This is a genomic window from Bacillus cereus group sp. Bce019 (assembly GCF_051781745.1).
GTDB lineage: Bacteria > Bacillota > Bacilli > Bacillales > Bacillaceae_G > Bacillus_A > Bacillus_A cereus.
The window spans coordinates 473,095-488,973 of the sequence record NZ_JBPWJX010000002.1; the positions used below are offsets into that span (position 1 = coordinate 473,095).

The following is a 15,879-nucleotide window of genomic DNA, read 5'->3' on the forward strand; positions in this document are numbered from 1 at the left end:
CCATATTTTTTTGAGGAGTATATAAAGGGTCTTCTTACTATACATAGTAAGAAGACTCTTTATATTTAAAAGTGAAAATACATGATACATAGTCTACTCATATGAAATGAATTACATGCAGAAAACACACTGTTTTCACAATGACTGTGTATAGTTAATTTGCATAATGATAAAAGTGAGGTATTTGAATTGAAAAAGAAAAAAATATTTATTGGAACGATTATTTCATGTGTGATGCTAGCATTATCTGCATGTGGTTCCTCAGACAACGTAGTAACATCAAAAGTAGGAAATGTTACAGAGAAAGAATTGAGTAAAGAATTACGACAACAATATGGAGAAAGTACTTTATATCAAATGATGTTAAGTAAGGCATTGTTAGATAAATATAAAGTTTCAGATGAGGAAGCAAAAAAGAAAGTAGAAGAAGCAAAAGATAAAATGGGTGAGAACTTTAAATCGACTTTAGAACAACTTGGATTGAAAAATGAAGATGAATTAAAAGAAAAAATGAAGCCAGAAATTGCATTTGAGAAAGCGATTAAAGCAACAGTCACAGAAAAAGATGTGAAAGATAACTATAAACCAGAAATGAAAGTAAGTCATATTTTAGTGAAAGATGAAAAAACGGCTAAAGAAATAAAAGAGAAAGTAAATAATGGTGAAGATTTTGCTGCCTTAGCAAAACAGTATTCAGAAGATACTGGTTCAAAGGAACAGGGCGGGGAAATATCTGGTTTTGCTCCTGGGCAAACAGTGAAAGAATTTGAGGAAGCTGCGTATAAATTAGATGCAGGCCAAGTAAGTGATCCAGTTAAAACAACTTACGGTTACCATATTATTAAAGTGACGGATAAAAAAGAATTGAAGCCATTTGATGAAGTAAAAGATAAAATTCGTAAAGATATAGAACAACAAAGACTACAAGATACGACAGGTAAATGGAAACAACAAGTAGTCAATGACTTATTGAAAGGTGCTGATATTAAAGTGAATAATAAAGAATTTAAAGATACATTTAAATTTCTAGAAAAGAAATAATGACTGTAATCATAATTAGAAAAGGGAACTCATATAGAGTTCCCTTTTCTAATTAGTGTGTGAGTTATAAATAGATAGTAAGACAATACAATATTACATTTAAATATTAAGAATTACAATGGGAAATTATGGTTTTTAATTATTTCAACGAAAGTGGATATTTTACGGTTTTCATTATGCAAGTTTATTACATATATTTACTCTTTAATAATGGATATCGAACATAATTTAAAAAATAATACATATAATGTTTTTGAATAAATATTTAACATGGATAATTAGTAAAAAGCTGAGCATTCGATTGGAAAGGATGTTCTTTTTCGTATGAAAAATTTAGGATAAAGAATGAATCATTTTAAACGCGTCATTTACCACATCAATAAATTAAGGTGGGGAGAATATATGAAAGTAATCTTTCAAGGAGAGGGCGGCGCGAAAATTTTTGAGTCATATGATGAAAATGTAAGTGATTTATTAGCTATATTAAAAGAAACGAAAGGGATTAAAATCGGGATGGTTGAGTATAAAGTGTTAAAGTACAAACTTAATTATTTTCGTCATCCGAAAAAAGCGGATACAGAGAGAGAGTTACATATAATAGTACAACCTAAGTATATGTAATAAAATATAATAGTAAAAATTACTGATTCAGCTTTGTAAAGTTTCATAGAGTATGTAAGAAAAGAGAGTGTTGTAAATGCTCTCTTTTCTTATGCTTTGTGAGTTCGTTCATCATAGTATATGTTTTCAGTTATAGATGGTTAATAAAAGAAAAAAATTAAAACTTTTTCGTTTAGGAAGGGATTTTATATTTGAGTAAATAAATATACTATGAAGTATTTTTTATACGAATATTGGAGGAGTATAAAATGAGTTTAGCAAGTTACATAGGCTGTAATGTAGAAATTCCGTTAACGGATTCAGATTCTAATGATGTAATTGTTTTTGGATCGTGTTTTTCAGATGAAAGTATGCTTAAAATTGTACAAGAGTATCAATTCCAAACAAATTACACATATGAGGTTTCAACTAGTTGGGGAATTGAACTTGTCGAGTGGCAAAACGTAAAGAAAAAAAAGAAGCGAAAGAAAAATTTTTAACCTTATGCAAGATTATGGAAGGCTATTTGGAAGATGGAGACTATTTCGAATTATTTAGTTGTTGGGTTGGTGATGAAGATAAGGAACGAGTAGGGGAATTGAACTTAAAAATAAATCATTTTAATATAGATGAATTATGTATTCCAGAAAGAACATTAGTTAGGATAGAAAAATAAACATTGAAATATTTTTTAGAAAAAGGCGATTTCACTTTGTGTGAAGGCGCCTTTTAGTTTTTATATGCATTTTATATAAGGAATGAAAAGTTTATTTAATAAAGGAAAAATATGGAGATAAATAAAATTATGTTTTTTGTTAAGAAATAATAAGTATGGCTCTTCTCAAAGGAACGTAGGTTCGTGTATAATAAGAACGAATGTTCTTTTAAGAGGTAACCTAATTATAGTTTAGAAGTAAATTCGAGTTTAGTAAGTATTAAAAATAACTAAGGGATAGCATGAATAAATAAATGTATAAATGATCAAGGAGATAAAAAATGAACGATGTAAAGATACAAAAAGAAGAAAGAGAGTGGGTTCCGTTTACAGTAATGTCCGAACAACTTTTAAATATGAGAAAGATTATTGGAGAGAAATTAAAAGTACAAAAACCGCTTTTAACAAATGAAGCAAAAGAGAGAATTTCTGATAAATTATTAACGTCATTACTGTCTGAGAAAGAAATATTGGTAACATATTTTGAAGATGGTTACATATTAACAAGCTACATGACTGTTGTACATATCAATCCGGTAAAACAAATTGTAATTTGTACGGACGCCTTTTATAAAACTTACGTATTTAACGCTATGGATATTATTGAAGTAATGTAAAAGAAGCTGAATATTAAATGGCAGCTTTTTTTATTTCTGATTTATGTGATAAATAATACAAGAAAAAGCAGCTAGCTTCGTGCTAGCTGCTGAGCCCCAGGGAAAGGGAGAAAAAGATAGGGTACTCCAAAATCGACAAGAGCTGTCAACCAGCCTGATTATAGTATAGACAAATTAAAATTTTCTATACAGAAAGTTGAACATAAGATTAGGCTGTACCCACTTGGTTTTGATCTGCAAGGTCAGAATCAAATGTATTGGTCGCGCTAACACCGCTAAAAGTATTAACAACAAAACCAACGTTTGATGCGCCGGAACCATTATAAGCTTTCGTATTTTCTTTCGGAGAAACGTTGTAGAAATCACCTAAGTTAAATGATCCATTACTATTTTGTACAACTAAATTTCCTACAACTGATGGCATAATTTTCACCTGCTTTATAATAAGTTGTTAACATTACTATATGGAGTTATAGTCCAGATGGTTCATATAATAAAAATTGTGGAATAGTAAAACGTTTGGAGCATGGATTTCAATAAAAGTGTGTTAAAATTAATATAATAAAGTTGAGTAATTTTTTTAAAAAATTTGTATAATTGATATATATGAAAATAAAGGAGGCAAAATGTAATGAAAGATATTATGAAAAAAGTTGATTTAACAGATGCCAAATCAAGTAATCTTGTTGCACTAATTTATAGTAATGAAGTTATATTAGTTGAAGACGCATTTTGTCCAAATGAAATAAAATTAAAGTTTAATGAAATTGCAATTTTATCTGCAATTAAAACAGCTCATATTGCGAAAGTGTCTATTAGGAAAGAACTTGAAGCGCTTTTTCATGATACGGGTGTTATATTAGTGAAACAAAATGTTGATTATGGTAGTAGCCAATCTATTACCATGCATTTTGAGCAATTTAAAAAATTGCAAGATGAGATTGAACATTTAAATAAAAGTATGTAATAAAGCAGCTAAATAAAGGTTCTATCATAAAGGTGGAATGTGTTGTGTTGAAAAAGTGGTTTAAAAATTATTTGAGTGAATCGCATTGTAAACATAAATATATTTTTATTAAGATGCAGGATAATGAGGATTTTAAAAAAGGTACATTAGGTGTAGTTTATATTTACCAGTGTGAGAAATGTGGAAAAGAGAAGTTGAAATGTAAAAACAATAATGAAATAAACAATGAATTTTTAGATATATAGCAAAAAGTAACCATGATGGTTACTTTTTTGGTTTATGTATACAATATCAAAATTATTACTAAAGTATAAGTTGAGTTGATACTATAGTAAATCGCTGAATAAAAATGAAGAGAGTAAGATATAGGGAAGGAGGATGAGAGAAATGAGGCGAAAAGAAATTAGTAAATCTGTAATTATTACAGGCGTGACACAAGGGTTAGGACGTGCGATGGTTGATCGATTTCATGAATTAGGGTGGAACATATATGGTTGTGGACGTTCAAAAGATAAAATTGAAGAACTAAAAAAACAGTACAGTAAAATACATGATTTCCAAGTAATTGATGTTTCAGATTCTCAGCAAGTTAACAATTGGGCAAATTATATACTTAATACACATACAGCTCCCGATATGATAATAAATAATGCATCGATTGTAAATCAAAATGCAAAACTTTGGAAAGTTACGGCTCAAGAATTCGAAAATGTAATCAATGTAAACGTGAATGGTGTAGTAAATGTAATAAGAGCATTTGTTCCAGCGATGGTAGCTAGGAAAGAAGGAATTATCATTAATATGAGTTCTAGTTGGGGGAGAGAAGGTGAGGCTGAGCTTGCGCCATATTGTGCCTCGAAATTTGCTATTGAAGGTATCACTAAATCTATGGCCCTGGAATTACCCCATGGCATGGCTGTAGTTGCTTTAGATCCTGGAGGGAGTATTAGTACTCCAATGCTGAAGTCATGTGCGCCACAATATATAAATGAATCGCCTACACCTGAAACTTGGTCACATAAAGCAATTGAATATATATTGAATATAACAATAGATAAAAATGGAGATTCATTGACATGCCCAGCATGCATATAAAAAGCACCTTTAAGGTGCTTTTATATTAGTAGCACATTATATCATTCACAAAATTACATCTAAAAAATAAAATAAAAGATTAAGGGTGAGATTTGTTTGTTTTGAAAGCTTTAGAAAATATTTAAATAGGTGATAAAAATGAATCCAAGCAGTTTAAAAGTGACAGGGGCATGGTTTCAAGTGGGAGGGAATCTTACAGCTGCTATTGGAACGACAAGAGGATTTATTGGAGAAGAGAAAGTTGAATCGGATCTTGTTATTGTAGGAAGCTCATTACAAGCCCTCGGATATATATTACAAATCATTGCGAGCAATTATGATGATGGGGAAGAAAAAAGAGAAAATCAAAATATAGGCTTAGAGAATCAAAGTAAATTACTTAATCAAATAGGAATTGAGTTATTAGCATTAGGCAATATATCAAATGTAATAGGAACATATTTTAATATAAATGAACAATTGAAAGAAAATGATTATCTTATCATTACAGGGAACAGTTTACAATCGATCGGTGCTTTTTTAGGAGTAGAAGCAGCTTTGTTGGATATAAATGTATTACAGAAAATTATTATACTGGGTAACTCCATGCAAAGTTTAGGGGCTGGATTACAAGTGTATCAAGGTGTTTCAAATGTATTGAAAGATGAGAGAGAAAATGAAGATAGTATTTTTGATAAGAAGGATGAGAGAATCATTGCACTCATTGGTATTTAGATACAAGCGATAGGAACGTTAATTTCTGCAATTGGAGTAACTGCAATAGAGGAAGAAAATAGGCTAGAAAACAATGAAAAGGTTGAAATACTTATATAAATAGAAGGAGATACATTGATTTTAGAGGTAGGTTAAGATTAAAATGGTAGTAGGTTTTTTTGCGTATATTTTGAAAAGTGATATATAAAATACAAAATAAGGAGTTTTCAAGGGATGATGTATTTATTAGCAATTTTTCTTCCGCCTGTTGCTGTACTATTTTGTGGAAAACCAATTCAGGCAATAATAAATTTCATATTAACATTAATATTTTGGGTTCCAGGAGTTATACATGCAATTCTTGTAGTGCATGATAAAAAAGCTGATCGGCGTTTGAAAAAACAAATTCAAGCATATGATGAAATTAATAAGAGGAATCGAAGATAATTCATCTGTGAAATGTTTTTAAAAGAAAGGAGGATTAACCTCCTTTTTTTAGTGGGTGTTAAGTTTAAATTTTTGTGTGGCGGAAAGAATTTTTAATATAAGTTTTATGATAATAACTTTTAGATTGTGCATGTAATAGGCCAGTATAAATACTTTCTGGTACATTAAAGAAATCGTACATACCGTTCTTTAATTGGATTCGCAAAATCATAGAAAAAGGATTATAGCCAACAGCAACTATATTTTTTGAAATCACGGGAGATAGCTTCATCATTACGCAACTCCTCACTTTTCATTTTTAATAATTTCTTGTATATGTTGAGGTTGTGATGTTGAAATCCTTATAATTTAAGAGGTATTATACTTATATGCAATATATTAAATGTTTGTTATACGTAATTATAAGGAAGTTCACACGAAGTACATATCGTTGTGCTATTTTTATTTCACCTTTGATTTATAAATAAGAAAATATTGACCATTTGAAAAAAAGGTATATTATTTATACGAGGTATTAAAAATTCACTTTTTACATTCTATGCTTAAAGGGGCAGCGTTATTAGGAAAAATAGAAGTGAAAATAGTTTGTATAAGAAGTATTCTAAAATTTATAATCTGTGAATTGGGAAAATATTGAATGCTCCAGGTCAATATACTTTCTTAATCAAATGCATTTTAGAAAGTGACCTCAATATTTTTAAGTAAATCAACGGGAGAATTGAAAGGCAGGAGAAAGTAACATGTCAGAAAATTATCGTTCTCGAGAGGAACGACGACAAGTTAAAAAGAAAAAACAACCAGCTTCTAAAACACAAAAGCCAAAAGGTAAAACATCATTCTTTCGCAAGTTTTTAATTACTTGTTTATTACTTGGTATTGTTGGTTTAGTGGCGGGGGTTGCTACCTTTTTCGTAATGATTAAGGATGCACCAAAACTTGAGAAAGCAAAACTTGTTAATCCGTTATCCTCAAAAATTTATGATAAAAACGGGGATTTGGTATATGAATATGGAAAAGAAAAAAGGACGAATGTTACGTATGAGCAAATACCTAAATTAGTAGAAAATGCATTTTTAGCGACAGAAGATTCACGTTTTTATGAGCATAGCGGAGTAGATTTTAAAGGTACTGCCCGTGCTGTTCTAGTAAGTCTTAAAGGAGATTATGGTTCTCAAGGTGGAAGTACGATAACACAACAAGTTATTAAAAACTACTTCTTATCAATGGACAAAACACCAAAGCGTAAGGCGCAAGAAATATATTTAGCTTATAAGCTAGAACAACAGTATTCAAAACATGAAATATTAGAGATGTACTTAAATAAAATTAACTTAGGAAACCGTTCATACGGGATCGCAACAGCAGCACAAAACTACTATGGTAAAGAATTGAAGGACTTAACATTACCAGAAGTTGCGATGCTTGCAGGTTTACCGAAAGCACCGAATAACTATGATCCAACGAAAAAAGAAAATGTTCAAAAAGCAACAGAAAGAAGAAATGTTGTTCTAAACTTAATGAACCGACATGGATATATAACAAAACAGGAAATGGAAGAAGCAGCAAAAGTTGACGTAGAAAAGGGGCTTAAGCCTGCAGCTCAACTACAAACAATGCCATACCCTGCATTTATGGATGCAGTTGTAAAAGAAGTAGAAAAAGAATTGCCAGATGCTAATATCGGTTCTGATGGTTTAGAAATTTATACAACGTTAGATCCGAAAGCACAGAAACTTGCTGATAATATTTTAAATAATAATATCATTGATTATCCGAACGATAAATTCCAAGGTGCATTTACATTTATGGATACGAAAACAGGAGAAGTTCGTGCTATAGGTAGTGGCCGTGGAGAAAATAAAGCTGTATTTAAAGGGCATAATATGGCAATTGAATTAGATCGTGCAGCTGGTTCAACAATGAAGCCGATTTTCGACTACGCTCCAGCAATTGAATATTTAAAATGGGCTACGTACCATCAAATTGATGACTCTCCATTTAAGTATTCAACGGGTCAAGAAGTACGAAATTCAGATAGAAGTCATATGGGTCCAATTACAATGCGTGTAGCATTAGAAAAGTCACGAAATATCCCAGCAATTAAGACTGCGAAAGAAGTGGGAATTAATAAATCAAAAGACTTCTCTGAGAAATTAGGCATTACATTTAATGCAGCACCGACTGAATCCACAGCGATTGGTACAAATGAAGTATCACCAACTGAAATAGCGGGCGCTTATGCGGCATTTGGTAATGAGGGTAAATATACGAAACCGCATTTTGTTAAGAAAGTCGTTTATCCAGATGGGAAGTCACAAAGTTTTGGACAAAAACCAAAACAAGTTATGGCAGATTCTACAGCATACATGATTACAGATATGCTTCGTTCTGTAGTTACATCAGGTACTGGTACATCTGCAAATATAGCATCTTTAGATGTAGCTGGTAAAACGGGTACGACAAACTACTCATCAAAACAATTAGCTCAATATAAAATTCCAGAAAGTGCAACTCGTGATAGCTGGTTTGCTGGATATACACCGCAATATACGATGGCAGTATGGACTGGGTATATGAAAGATGGCAAAGACGAGTATATTAGTAGTAAAAATACGAAAATTGCACAGTTGATCTTTAAAGAAATGATGAGTGAAATGGCTACAGATAAATCACGATTTAAAATGCCAAGTAGCGTTATTCAAGAAGGTAGTGAGCTACGTATAAAAGGTGAAAAACGCGATTCATCGCCAAATACTAGCGTACCGGATACAACGCAGCAACCAAAACAAGATCAACAGCAAAAAACTGAAGAAGAGAAAAAGCAAGAAGAATTAAAGAAACAAGAAGAACTGAAAAAACAAGAAGAACAAAAGAAACAAGAGGAACTTAAGAAGCAAGAAGAACAAAAGAAACAAGAAGAAGAAAAGAAACAAAATGAACAAAATAACGGAAATGGTCAAGGAACGACACCTCCAGCGAATAACGGAGGAGGCCAAGGAACGACACCTCCAGCGAATAACGGAGGAAACCAAGGGACAACACCTCCAGCAAATAACGGAGGAAACCAAGGAACGACACCTCCAGCAAATAGCGGAGGAGGCCAAGGAACGACACCTCCAGCGAATAATAATGGAGGTCAAGGAACACCAACCCCACCTGCAACAGTACAACCAAATAATGGTGGAAATGCAGGAGAGGTTCCTGCCAATAATGGACAATAAGAAAAATTTATAGAAAAGTTTTCAAAAAAGCACTTAAGATTTGTGGGAATCTACAATCTTAAGTGCTTTTTTCATTTTGCTATAGAAAATTTTATGTTAAGGACTGGATAGAAGAAAAAGAGTGAATGTAGTTTATGTGAAATGTAACGTAAAGAGAGAAATGATTGTACGTGCGGGTTATCCCGGAAAGGGACTAACTGTGATGGATTACATAAAGCATTAAATAAGTGGGAATCATATTCCGATCTTTAATAAATGTCTTTCTTTAACGGTTACTTTAGTTTGGAAAACAATTAAAAAGTCGAATTTCTTATTTAAGGAATTCGACTTTGTTATGTTGAAACTGGATTAAAGGTTCGCTTTATTAAAATGTAAGGGTAATAAAGTGATAGCTATTAAATGTTAAACGTACCATAAAAATTTTGAAAATAAATTGATGGGAAATGATAAAAGACTTGAGCCTGAGGTAGTGGAGCGTGGCTAGGATGATAAAAGGTAGTGCTACTTGGATGGGCACCATGATGCCAAAATGAAGGGGTAGCTTGACCTGGTGATTGGTATTGTTGCCAAATTGCTGGAAGTTCAATGCCGACATCGGAACTTGCTGTATGAACGGCGGGGGCATGTATTTCGGGTATCGAAGGAACCGCGACAGTTACTCTTGATGATAATACCCACATAAAATAATCACTCCTAAGTTGTGATAATAAATTAGTATATTCTTTTCACACGTATAAAGGTACATATATAGGACTTTCGTTTAAAATATGCGTACAAAGTCTTAAGACTAATGTAAGCTGATGGTGGACTATTTAATATGAAAAGATACGTCTATTTGCGGAGGGAAAAGAGATAAAAAAAATGTACAATGAGGGTGTTAATCGTAATATTTTACGAGTGTATGGAGGTATTTGTATGGAACGATTATGGACGAAATCATTTATTCAAATGACTTTCGCAATGTTATTTTTATTTACAGGATTTTATTTACTTGTTCCAACGCTCCCGCTCTTTATTAAAGAGATAGGTGGCAATGAATCGCAAGTTGGACTTATGATGGGGATGTTTACAATAGCTGCTGTTGTAATACGACCGATTATTGGAGGAATGTTAGATCAATATGGTAGAAGATCCTTTATTATTTTCGGACTCATCTTTTTTGGCTTAACGATGTATTCCTATAATATAGCATCGACTATTGTCCTTTTAGCTGTTTTACGTGTTATTCACGGAGTAACATGGGCTGTTTCTACAACAGCTGTTGGAACAGCAATAACGGATATTATTCCAGATTCACGCCGCGGTGAAGGTATGGGTTGGTACGGGATGGCGATGACAATTGCAATGGCGATCGGACCTATGATTGGATTATGGGTTGTGCAAAATTATTCATTTGATGGTCTATTTTTATTAGCGACGTTGTTATCTTTTATGGCAGTCGTATTATCATTAATAACGAAGATCCCATTTACGCCACAAAAAGAAAAAGGGAAAATTCAGCTATTTGAGAAATCCGTATTAACAATCACGATTGTAGTATTCTTTTTATCGTTTGCATATGGAGGAATAACAACCTTTTTACCGTTATTTGCATCATCAATTCATGTAAACCCGGGAACTTTCTTTCTTGTATATGCAATTGCATTAACAATTGTAAGACCAATTTCAGGGAAACTATTAGATAAGTATGGAGAAGTATTCATTATACTTCCAGCATTATGTATTACTATTTTAGCTATAGTTGTTTTAACTATTTCAAATGGTTTGATAGGTGTAATTATCGCAGCAACATTATACGGTATTGGATTTGGTTCAGCGCAGCCAGCTTTGCAAGCGGCAATGCTTACAATTGTCGATCCGAGTAAAAGAGGAGTTGCAAATGCTTCATTTTTTACAGCGTTTGATTTAGGAATCGGGTTAGGTGCTATTTTACTTGGAGTTGTTTCACAAATGTTTGGTTATCGTATTTTATTTTCAGGGAGTGCAATTTCAGCATTGATAGCCTTAATTATTTTCGTCTTCTTTGTAAAACAACGATTAGGAAAAAAAGAGTTTGCGTAAACTGGAGGAATAAAGATGAGAATTTCAATTGATCGTAAAGCTCTGCAATGGTTCCAGGAAGAATTACGTATAAAGCACGGTGAATCTGTACGTTTTACTGTAAGGTACGGAGGGGATAGTTCAATTCAGCCCGGATATTCTTTAGGGGTTGTTGCTGAGAAACCCGATGGCGAAATAGTGTCAGTTGAGAAGGAAGGTATTATATTTTTTGTAGATTCTGATGATCTTTGGTATTTTCAAAACTATGATTTATTTGTAAGTTATCATGAGGAAATGGAAGAAATTCAATTTAATTATGTAAAATAATAACTTTATTAAAAATGAATAAGTTTTATATAAAAATTATATTTAAGAGATAGTGAAATAAATATCATATAGTAACGAGCTGTACTTATGTACAGCTCGTTTTTTCTATTTCTCAAATAAAATTAGAATAATTGTATATTTGGCGGTGTTATATGAAAAATCTTTATATCTTGTTTTTGAAAATACGCAAAGAAGTCTATCCTTTCTTTATAAAATATAAGAATTATTTTCAAAAAATTGTATTGTTACAGTAAGAAAAGTGTAGGAAACTTATCATTATAAAATAAATTGAAATCTTCTAAAAACTCTGATACATTGAAATAGAAATGTAGTTTCACAATATTGTAAAGGCTTACAGTTATGTGCACGAAGATCTATTAGGATTGGAGGAAATAATGATGAAAGCTGAAGAGAAATTTTCCCCGGGATTAGATGGTATAGTGGCAGCGGAGACGAAAATCTCGTTTCTTGACACAGTAAAAGGTGAAATTGTAATTCAAGGGTATGACTTAATCGAACTCTCAAAAACAAAAGAGTATTTAGACATTGTGCACCTTTTATTGGAGGAACACCTACCGAATGAAGATGAAAAAGTAACACTTGAAAAGAAATTAAAAGAAGAATATGCAGTACCAGAAGGTGTATTCAACGTACTAAAGGCATTGCCTAAAGAGACGCATCCCATGGATGGATTACGTACAGGTGTGTCAGCGTTAGCTGGTTACGATAATGATATCGAAAACCGCTCGTTAGAAGTGAATAAAAGCCGAGGGTACAAGCTGTTAAGTAAAGTGCCAAACATTGTAGCGAATAGCTATCATATTTTAAATAATGAGGAGCCAATTGAACCTCTTAAAGAATTATCTTATAGTGCGAATTTCTTCTATATGTTAACTGGTAAAAAACCAACTGAACTTGAGGAAAAGATCTTTGATCGTTCCCTTGTTTTATATAGTGAGCATGAAATGCCAAACTCTACATTTACAGCTCGCGTTATTGCATCAACACAATCAGATTTATACGGTGCTTTAACAGGTGCAGTTGCATCTTTAAAAGGAAGTTTACATGGCGGTGCAAATGAAGCGGTTATGTACATGCTTTTAGAAGCTGGTAATGTTGAGAAATTTGAAGAGTTATTACAGAAGAAACTATATAACAAAGAAAAAATTATGGGCTTTGGACACCGTGTTTATATGAAGAAGATGGATCCAAGAGCACTTATGATGAAGGAAGCTTTAAAACAGTTATGTGATGTAAAAGGTGATTATACACTATATGAAATGTGTGAAGCTGGAGAAAAGATTATGGAAAAAGAAAAAGGAATTTATCCAAATCTTGATTATTATGCAGCTCCAGTATATTGGATGCTAGGTATTCCAATTCAACTTTACACACCAATCTTCTTTAGCTCTAGAACAGTGGGGTTATGTGCGCACGTTATTGAGCAACATGCAAATAATCGTTTGTTCCGTCCTCGTGTAAATTATATTGGCGAGCGACATGTACTTAGTAAATAAGAACAACTGGGGAGTTGTTAGCGCCGCCCGCCAGATGGGTGTTTGACCGACACCCATCATTAATAATAACGAATTTTCGACAGAAAGGGAAGAATAGCATGATTAAAACAAATGAAATTAAGCAAAAAGATGCATTATTAGAAGAGATTACCGATTATGTATTAAATAAAGAGGTTACTAGTGCAGAAGCATTCAGTACAGCTCGTTACGTATTACTTGATACACTTGGATGTGGAATTTTAGCACTGCAATATCCAGAATGTACGAAATTACTAGGACCAGTTGTGCCAGGAACAATCGTGCCAAATGGTACACGTGTACCAGGTACGTCTTATGTACTAGATCCAGTAAAAGGTGCATTTAATATCGGATGTATGATCCGTTGGTTAGACTATAACGATACTTGGCTTGCAGCAGAGTGGGGACATCCATCTGATAACCTAGGCGGAATTTTAGCAGTTGCAGATTATATTAGCCGTGTTCGTATTTCAGAAGGAAAAGAAGCTTTAAAAGTACGTGAAGTATTAGAAATGATGATTAAAGCACATGAAATTCAAGGCGTGCTTGCTTTAGAAAACAGCTTAAACAGAGTTGGTCTTGACCATGTATTATATGTAAAAGTAGCAACAACTGCAGTAGTTGCGAAAATGCTTGGCGGAACACGTGAAGAAATCTTTAATGCATTATCACATGCGTGGATTGATAATTCTAGTCTTCGTACATATCGTCATGCTCCAAATACGGGCTCACGTAAATCATGGGCTGCAGGTGACGCAACGAGCCGCGGTGTTCATCTTGCAATGACTGCTCTAAAAGGTGAAATGGGTTATCCAACAGCATTATCTGCGCCAGGATGGGGATTCCAAGATGTATTATTCAATAAACAAGAATTAAAATTAGCAAGACCACTAGAGTCATATGTAATGGAAAATGTATTATTTAAAGTGTCATATCCAGCAGAATTCCATGCACAAACGGCTGCAGAATGTGCAGTGAAGTTGCATCCGGAAATTAAAGAGAGATTAGATGAAATTGACCGTATTACAATTACAACTCATGAATCAGCAATTCGTATTATTGATAAAGAAGGTCCATTAAATAACCCAGCTGATCGTGATCATTGCTTACAATACATTACGGCAATTGGTTTATTAAAAGGAGATATCGTTGCAGACGATTATGAAGATGCAGTAGCAAACGATCCACGTGTAGATGAATTACGTAATAAGATGGTTGTTGTTGAAAACAAACAGTACAGTTTAGATTACCTTGACCCGAACAAGCGCTCAATCGCCAACGCTGTTCAAGTTCACTTTAAAGATGGCACAGTAACAGAAAATGTGGAATGTGAATATCCGCTTGGTCACCGCTTCCGTAGAGACGAAGCAATTCCAAAAGTTGTTCAAAAATTCACTGCAAATATGGCAGGTCATTATTCTAGTAAGCAACAAGAACAAATTCATGAAGTTTGTTTAAATGAAGAAAAACTAGAAAATATGAATGTAAACGAATTTGTAGATCTATTCTTAATTTAATAATAGGGGGAATTTAGAATGGCTTGGGTTGTGAAAAAGCAGTCAACACAAGAGGAGCTTGCGAATCGATTCCGAGCTTTAGTAGAAGCAAATGAAATTTTGCAAATTCCAGGTGCTCATGATGCAATGGCGGCTTTAGTTGCAAAAAATACAGGTTTTTCAGCTCTTTATTTATCAGGAGCTGCTTATACTGCAAGTAAAGGCTTACCAGATTTAGGTATCGTGACGTCTACTGAAGTGGCTGAGAGAGCAAGAGATTTAGTAAGAGCTACAGATTTACCTGTTCTTGTTGACATTGATACAGGATTTGGTGGTGTACTAAATGTGGCGAGAACAGCTGTAGAAATGGTGGAAGCGAAAGTAGCAGCTGTCCAAATTGAAGATCAGCAATTACCAAAAAAATGTGGACATTTAAATGGTAAGAAACTTGTTACTACAGAAGAATTGGTTCAAAAAATTAAAGCGATTAAAGAAGTTGCACCGAGCTTATACATTGTAGCACGTACTGATGCTCGTGGCGTTGAAGGATTAGATGAAGCAATTGAAAGAGCGAATGCATATGTAAAAGCAGGTGCAGACGCAATTTTCCCTGAAGCGCTTCAATCAGAGGAAGAATTCCGTCTATTTAATAGTAAGGTAAATGCACCTTTGCTTGCGAATATGACTGAATTCGGAAAAACTCCATATTATAGTGCAGAGGAATTTGCGAATATGGGCTTCCAAATGGTTATTTATCCTGTAACTTCACTTCGCGTTGCAGCGAAAGCGTATGAAAATGTGTTTGCTTTAATTAAAGAAACAGGTTCTCAAAAAGATGCACTTTCTAATATGCAAACGAGAAGTGAATTATACGAAACAATTTCATATCATGACTTTGAAGAGTTAGATACTGGTATTGCAAAAACAGTATTATCAGAAGATCAATAGATAAAGCAGCGAAGGCGATGAAAATACATCTTTGGCAAAATAAAATGCTTGATGTGAAAAATCATCGTCTTCTATTTTCAAAAAAGATATTCCACTCATCGTAGACGAGCATAAGCAAAAAGCTATGAAAGCCGAAT

Annotated in this window: 18 protein-coding genes and 1 pseudogene; 16 read left to right on the forward strand and 3 right to left on the reverse strand. The window is 33.2% G+C overall.

The window, feature by feature from the left end:
• The first annotated feature begins 189 nt into the window (after positions 1–189).
• The 5 genes from ACS2QP_RS05855 (at position 190) to ACS2QP_RS05875 (ending at position 2,973) form a co-directional block, all read left to right on the forward strand.
• Positions 190–1,041 (forward strand): peptidylprolyl isomerase PrsA, encoded by an 852-nt coding sequence (locus ACS2QP_RS05855; protein WP_063536291.1) that lies wholly within the window; start codon positions 190–192, stop codon positions 1,039–1,041.
• Between the two features lie 402 nt (positions 1,042–1,443).
• Positions 1,444–1,662 carry a hypothetical protein gene (locus tag ACS2QP_RS05860; protein WP_063536292.1) on the forward strand — a complete coding sequence of 73 codons (219 nt, stop codon included), beginning with the start codon at positions 1,444–1,446 and terminating at the stop codon, positions 1,660–1,662.
• Positions 1,663–1,910: 248 nt separating this feature from the next.
• The gene (locus tag ACS2QP_RS05865; RefSeq protein WP_438882210.1) at positions 1,911–2,141 is read left to right on the forward strand and encodes a hypothetical protein; all 231 of its coding nucleotides are present in this window, start codon (positions 1,911–1,913) and stop codon (positions 2,139–2,141) included.
• A gap of 14 nt (positions 2,142–2,155) precedes the next feature.
• Positions 2,156–2,317, forward strand: a complete 162-nt coding sequence (locus tag ACS2QP_RS05870; RefSeq protein ID WP_228546502.1) for a hypothetical protein — start codon at positions 2,156–2,158, stop codon at positions 2,315–2,317.
• 320 nt (positions 2,318–2,637) lie between these two features.
• Positions 2,638–2,973, forward strand: coding sequence for a YolD-like family protein (locus ACS2QP_RS05875; RefSeq protein WP_063536294.1), 336 nt, complete (start codon positions 2,638–2,640; stop codon positions 2,971–2,973).
• Positions 2,974–3,181: 208 nt separating this feature from the next.
• On the opposite strand, the gene gerPF is transcribed toward ACS2QP_RS05875, so the two are convergent.
• On the reverse strand, positions 3,182–3,397 hold the full coding sequence (gene gerPF / locus ACS2QP_RS05880; RefSeq protein WP_001141569.1) for a spore germination protein GerPF: 216 nt from the start codon (positions 3,395–3,397) through the stop codon (positions 3,182–3,184).
• A 207-nt stretch (positions 3,398–3,604) separates the two neighbouring features.
• Here gerPF and ACS2QP_RS05885 point away from each other — a divergent pair, with 207 nt between their 5' ends.
• From ACS2QP_RS05885 to ACS2QP_RS05905, 5 genes and pseudogenes are all read left to right on the forward strand, one after another.
• Entirely contained in the window at positions 3,605–3,940 is a 336-nt protein-coding gene (locus ACS2QP_RS05885; RefSeq protein ID WP_000651907.1) for a hypothetical protein, read from the forward strand.
• A gap of 44 nt (positions 3,941–3,984) precedes the next feature.
• Positions 3,985–4,185, forward strand: a complete 201-nt coding sequence (locus tag ACS2QP_RS05890) for a hypothetical protein (RefSeq protein ID WP_063536295.1) — start codon at positions 3,985–3,987, stop codon at positions 4,183–4,185.
• 142 nt (positions 4,186–4,327) lie between these two features.
• Positions 4,328–5,035: an SDR family oxidoreductase gene (locus ACS2QP_RS05895; protein ID WP_326264026.1), complete on the forward strand. Its 708-nt coding sequence runs from the start codon at positions 4,328–4,330 to the stop codon at positions 5,033–5,035.
• A gap of 138 nt (positions 5,036–5,173) precedes the next feature.
• Positions 5,174–5,848 (forward strand): annotated as a pseudogene (locus ACS2QP_RS05900) (DUF6944 family repetitive protein).
• 114 nt (positions 5,849–5,962) lie between these two features.
• Positions 5,963–6,175 (forward strand): YqaE/Pmp3 family membrane protein, encoded by a 213-nt coding sequence (locus ACS2QP_RS05905; protein ID WP_000990219.1) that lies wholly within the window; start codon positions 5,963–5,965, stop codon positions 6,173–6,175.
• Between the two features lie 64 nt (positions 6,176–6,239).
• On the opposite strand, the gene ACS2QP_RS05910 is transcribed toward ACS2QP_RS05905, so the two are convergent.
• Positions 6,240–6,449 carry a KTSC domain-containing protein gene (locus tag ACS2QP_RS05910; RefSeq protein ID WP_000977080.1) on the reverse strand — a complete coding sequence of 70 codons (210 nt, stop codon included), beginning with the start codon at positions 6,447–6,449 and terminating at the stop codon, positions 6,240–6,242.
• Positions 6,450–6,915: 466 nt separating this feature from the next.
• Here ACS2QP_RS05910 and ACS2QP_RS05915 point away from each other — a divergent pair, with 466 nt between their 5' ends.
• The gene (locus ACS2QP_RS05915; protein WP_153581252.1) at positions 6,916–9,396 is read left to right on the forward strand and encodes a transglycosylase domain-containing protein; all 2,481 of its coding nucleotides are present in this window, start codon (positions 6,916–6,918) and stop codon (positions 9,394–9,396) included.
• A 395-nt stretch (positions 9,397–9,791) separates the two neighbouring features.
• On the opposite strand, the gene ACS2QP_RS05920 is transcribed toward ACS2QP_RS05915, so the two are convergent.
• Positions 9,792–10,076, reverse strand: a complete 285-nt coding sequence (locus ACS2QP_RS05920; protein WP_000270101.1) for a hypothetical protein — start codon at positions 10,074–10,076, stop codon at positions 9,792–9,794.
• A 235-nt stretch (positions 10,077–10,311) separates the two neighbouring features.
• On the opposite strand from ACS2QP_RS05920, the gene ACS2QP_RS05925 reads away from it, so the two are divergent.
• From ACS2QP_RS05925 to prpB, 5 genes are all read left to right on the forward strand, one after another.
• The gene (locus ACS2QP_RS05925; RefSeq protein ID WP_000440662.1) at positions 10,312–11,457 is read left to right on the forward strand and encodes an MFS transporter; all 1,146 of its coding nucleotides are present in this window, start codon (positions 10,312–10,314) and stop codon (positions 11,455–11,457) included.
• 15 nt (positions 11,458–11,472) lie between these two features.
• Entirely contained in the window at positions 11,473–11,763 is a 291-nt protein-coding gene (locus ACS2QP_RS05930) for a HesB/YadR/YfhF family protein (protein WP_001222842.1), read from the forward strand.
• A 395-nt stretch (positions 11,764–12,158) separates the two neighbouring features.
• The gene (mmgD, locus tag ACS2QP_RS05935; RefSeq protein ID WP_002041090.1) at positions 12,159–13,280 is read left to right on the forward strand and encodes a citrate synthase; all 1,122 of its coding nucleotides are present in this window, start codon (positions 12,159–12,161) and stop codon (positions 13,278–13,280) included.
• Between the two features lie 98 nt (positions 13,281–13,378).
• Positions 13,379–14,815 (forward strand): 2-methylcitrate dehydratase, encoded by a 1,437-nt coding sequence (gene prpD, locus ACS2QP_RS05940; RefSeq protein WP_000598123.1) that lies wholly within the window; start codon positions 13,379–13,381, stop codon positions 14,813–14,815.
• Positions 14,816–14,833: 18 nt separating this feature from the next.
• Entirely contained in the window at positions 14,834–15,742 is a 909-nt protein-coding gene (gene prpB, locus ACS2QP_RS05945) for a methylisocitrate lyase (RefSeq protein WP_000312639.1), read from the forward strand.
• Positions 15,743–15,879: the final 137 nt, after the last annotated feature.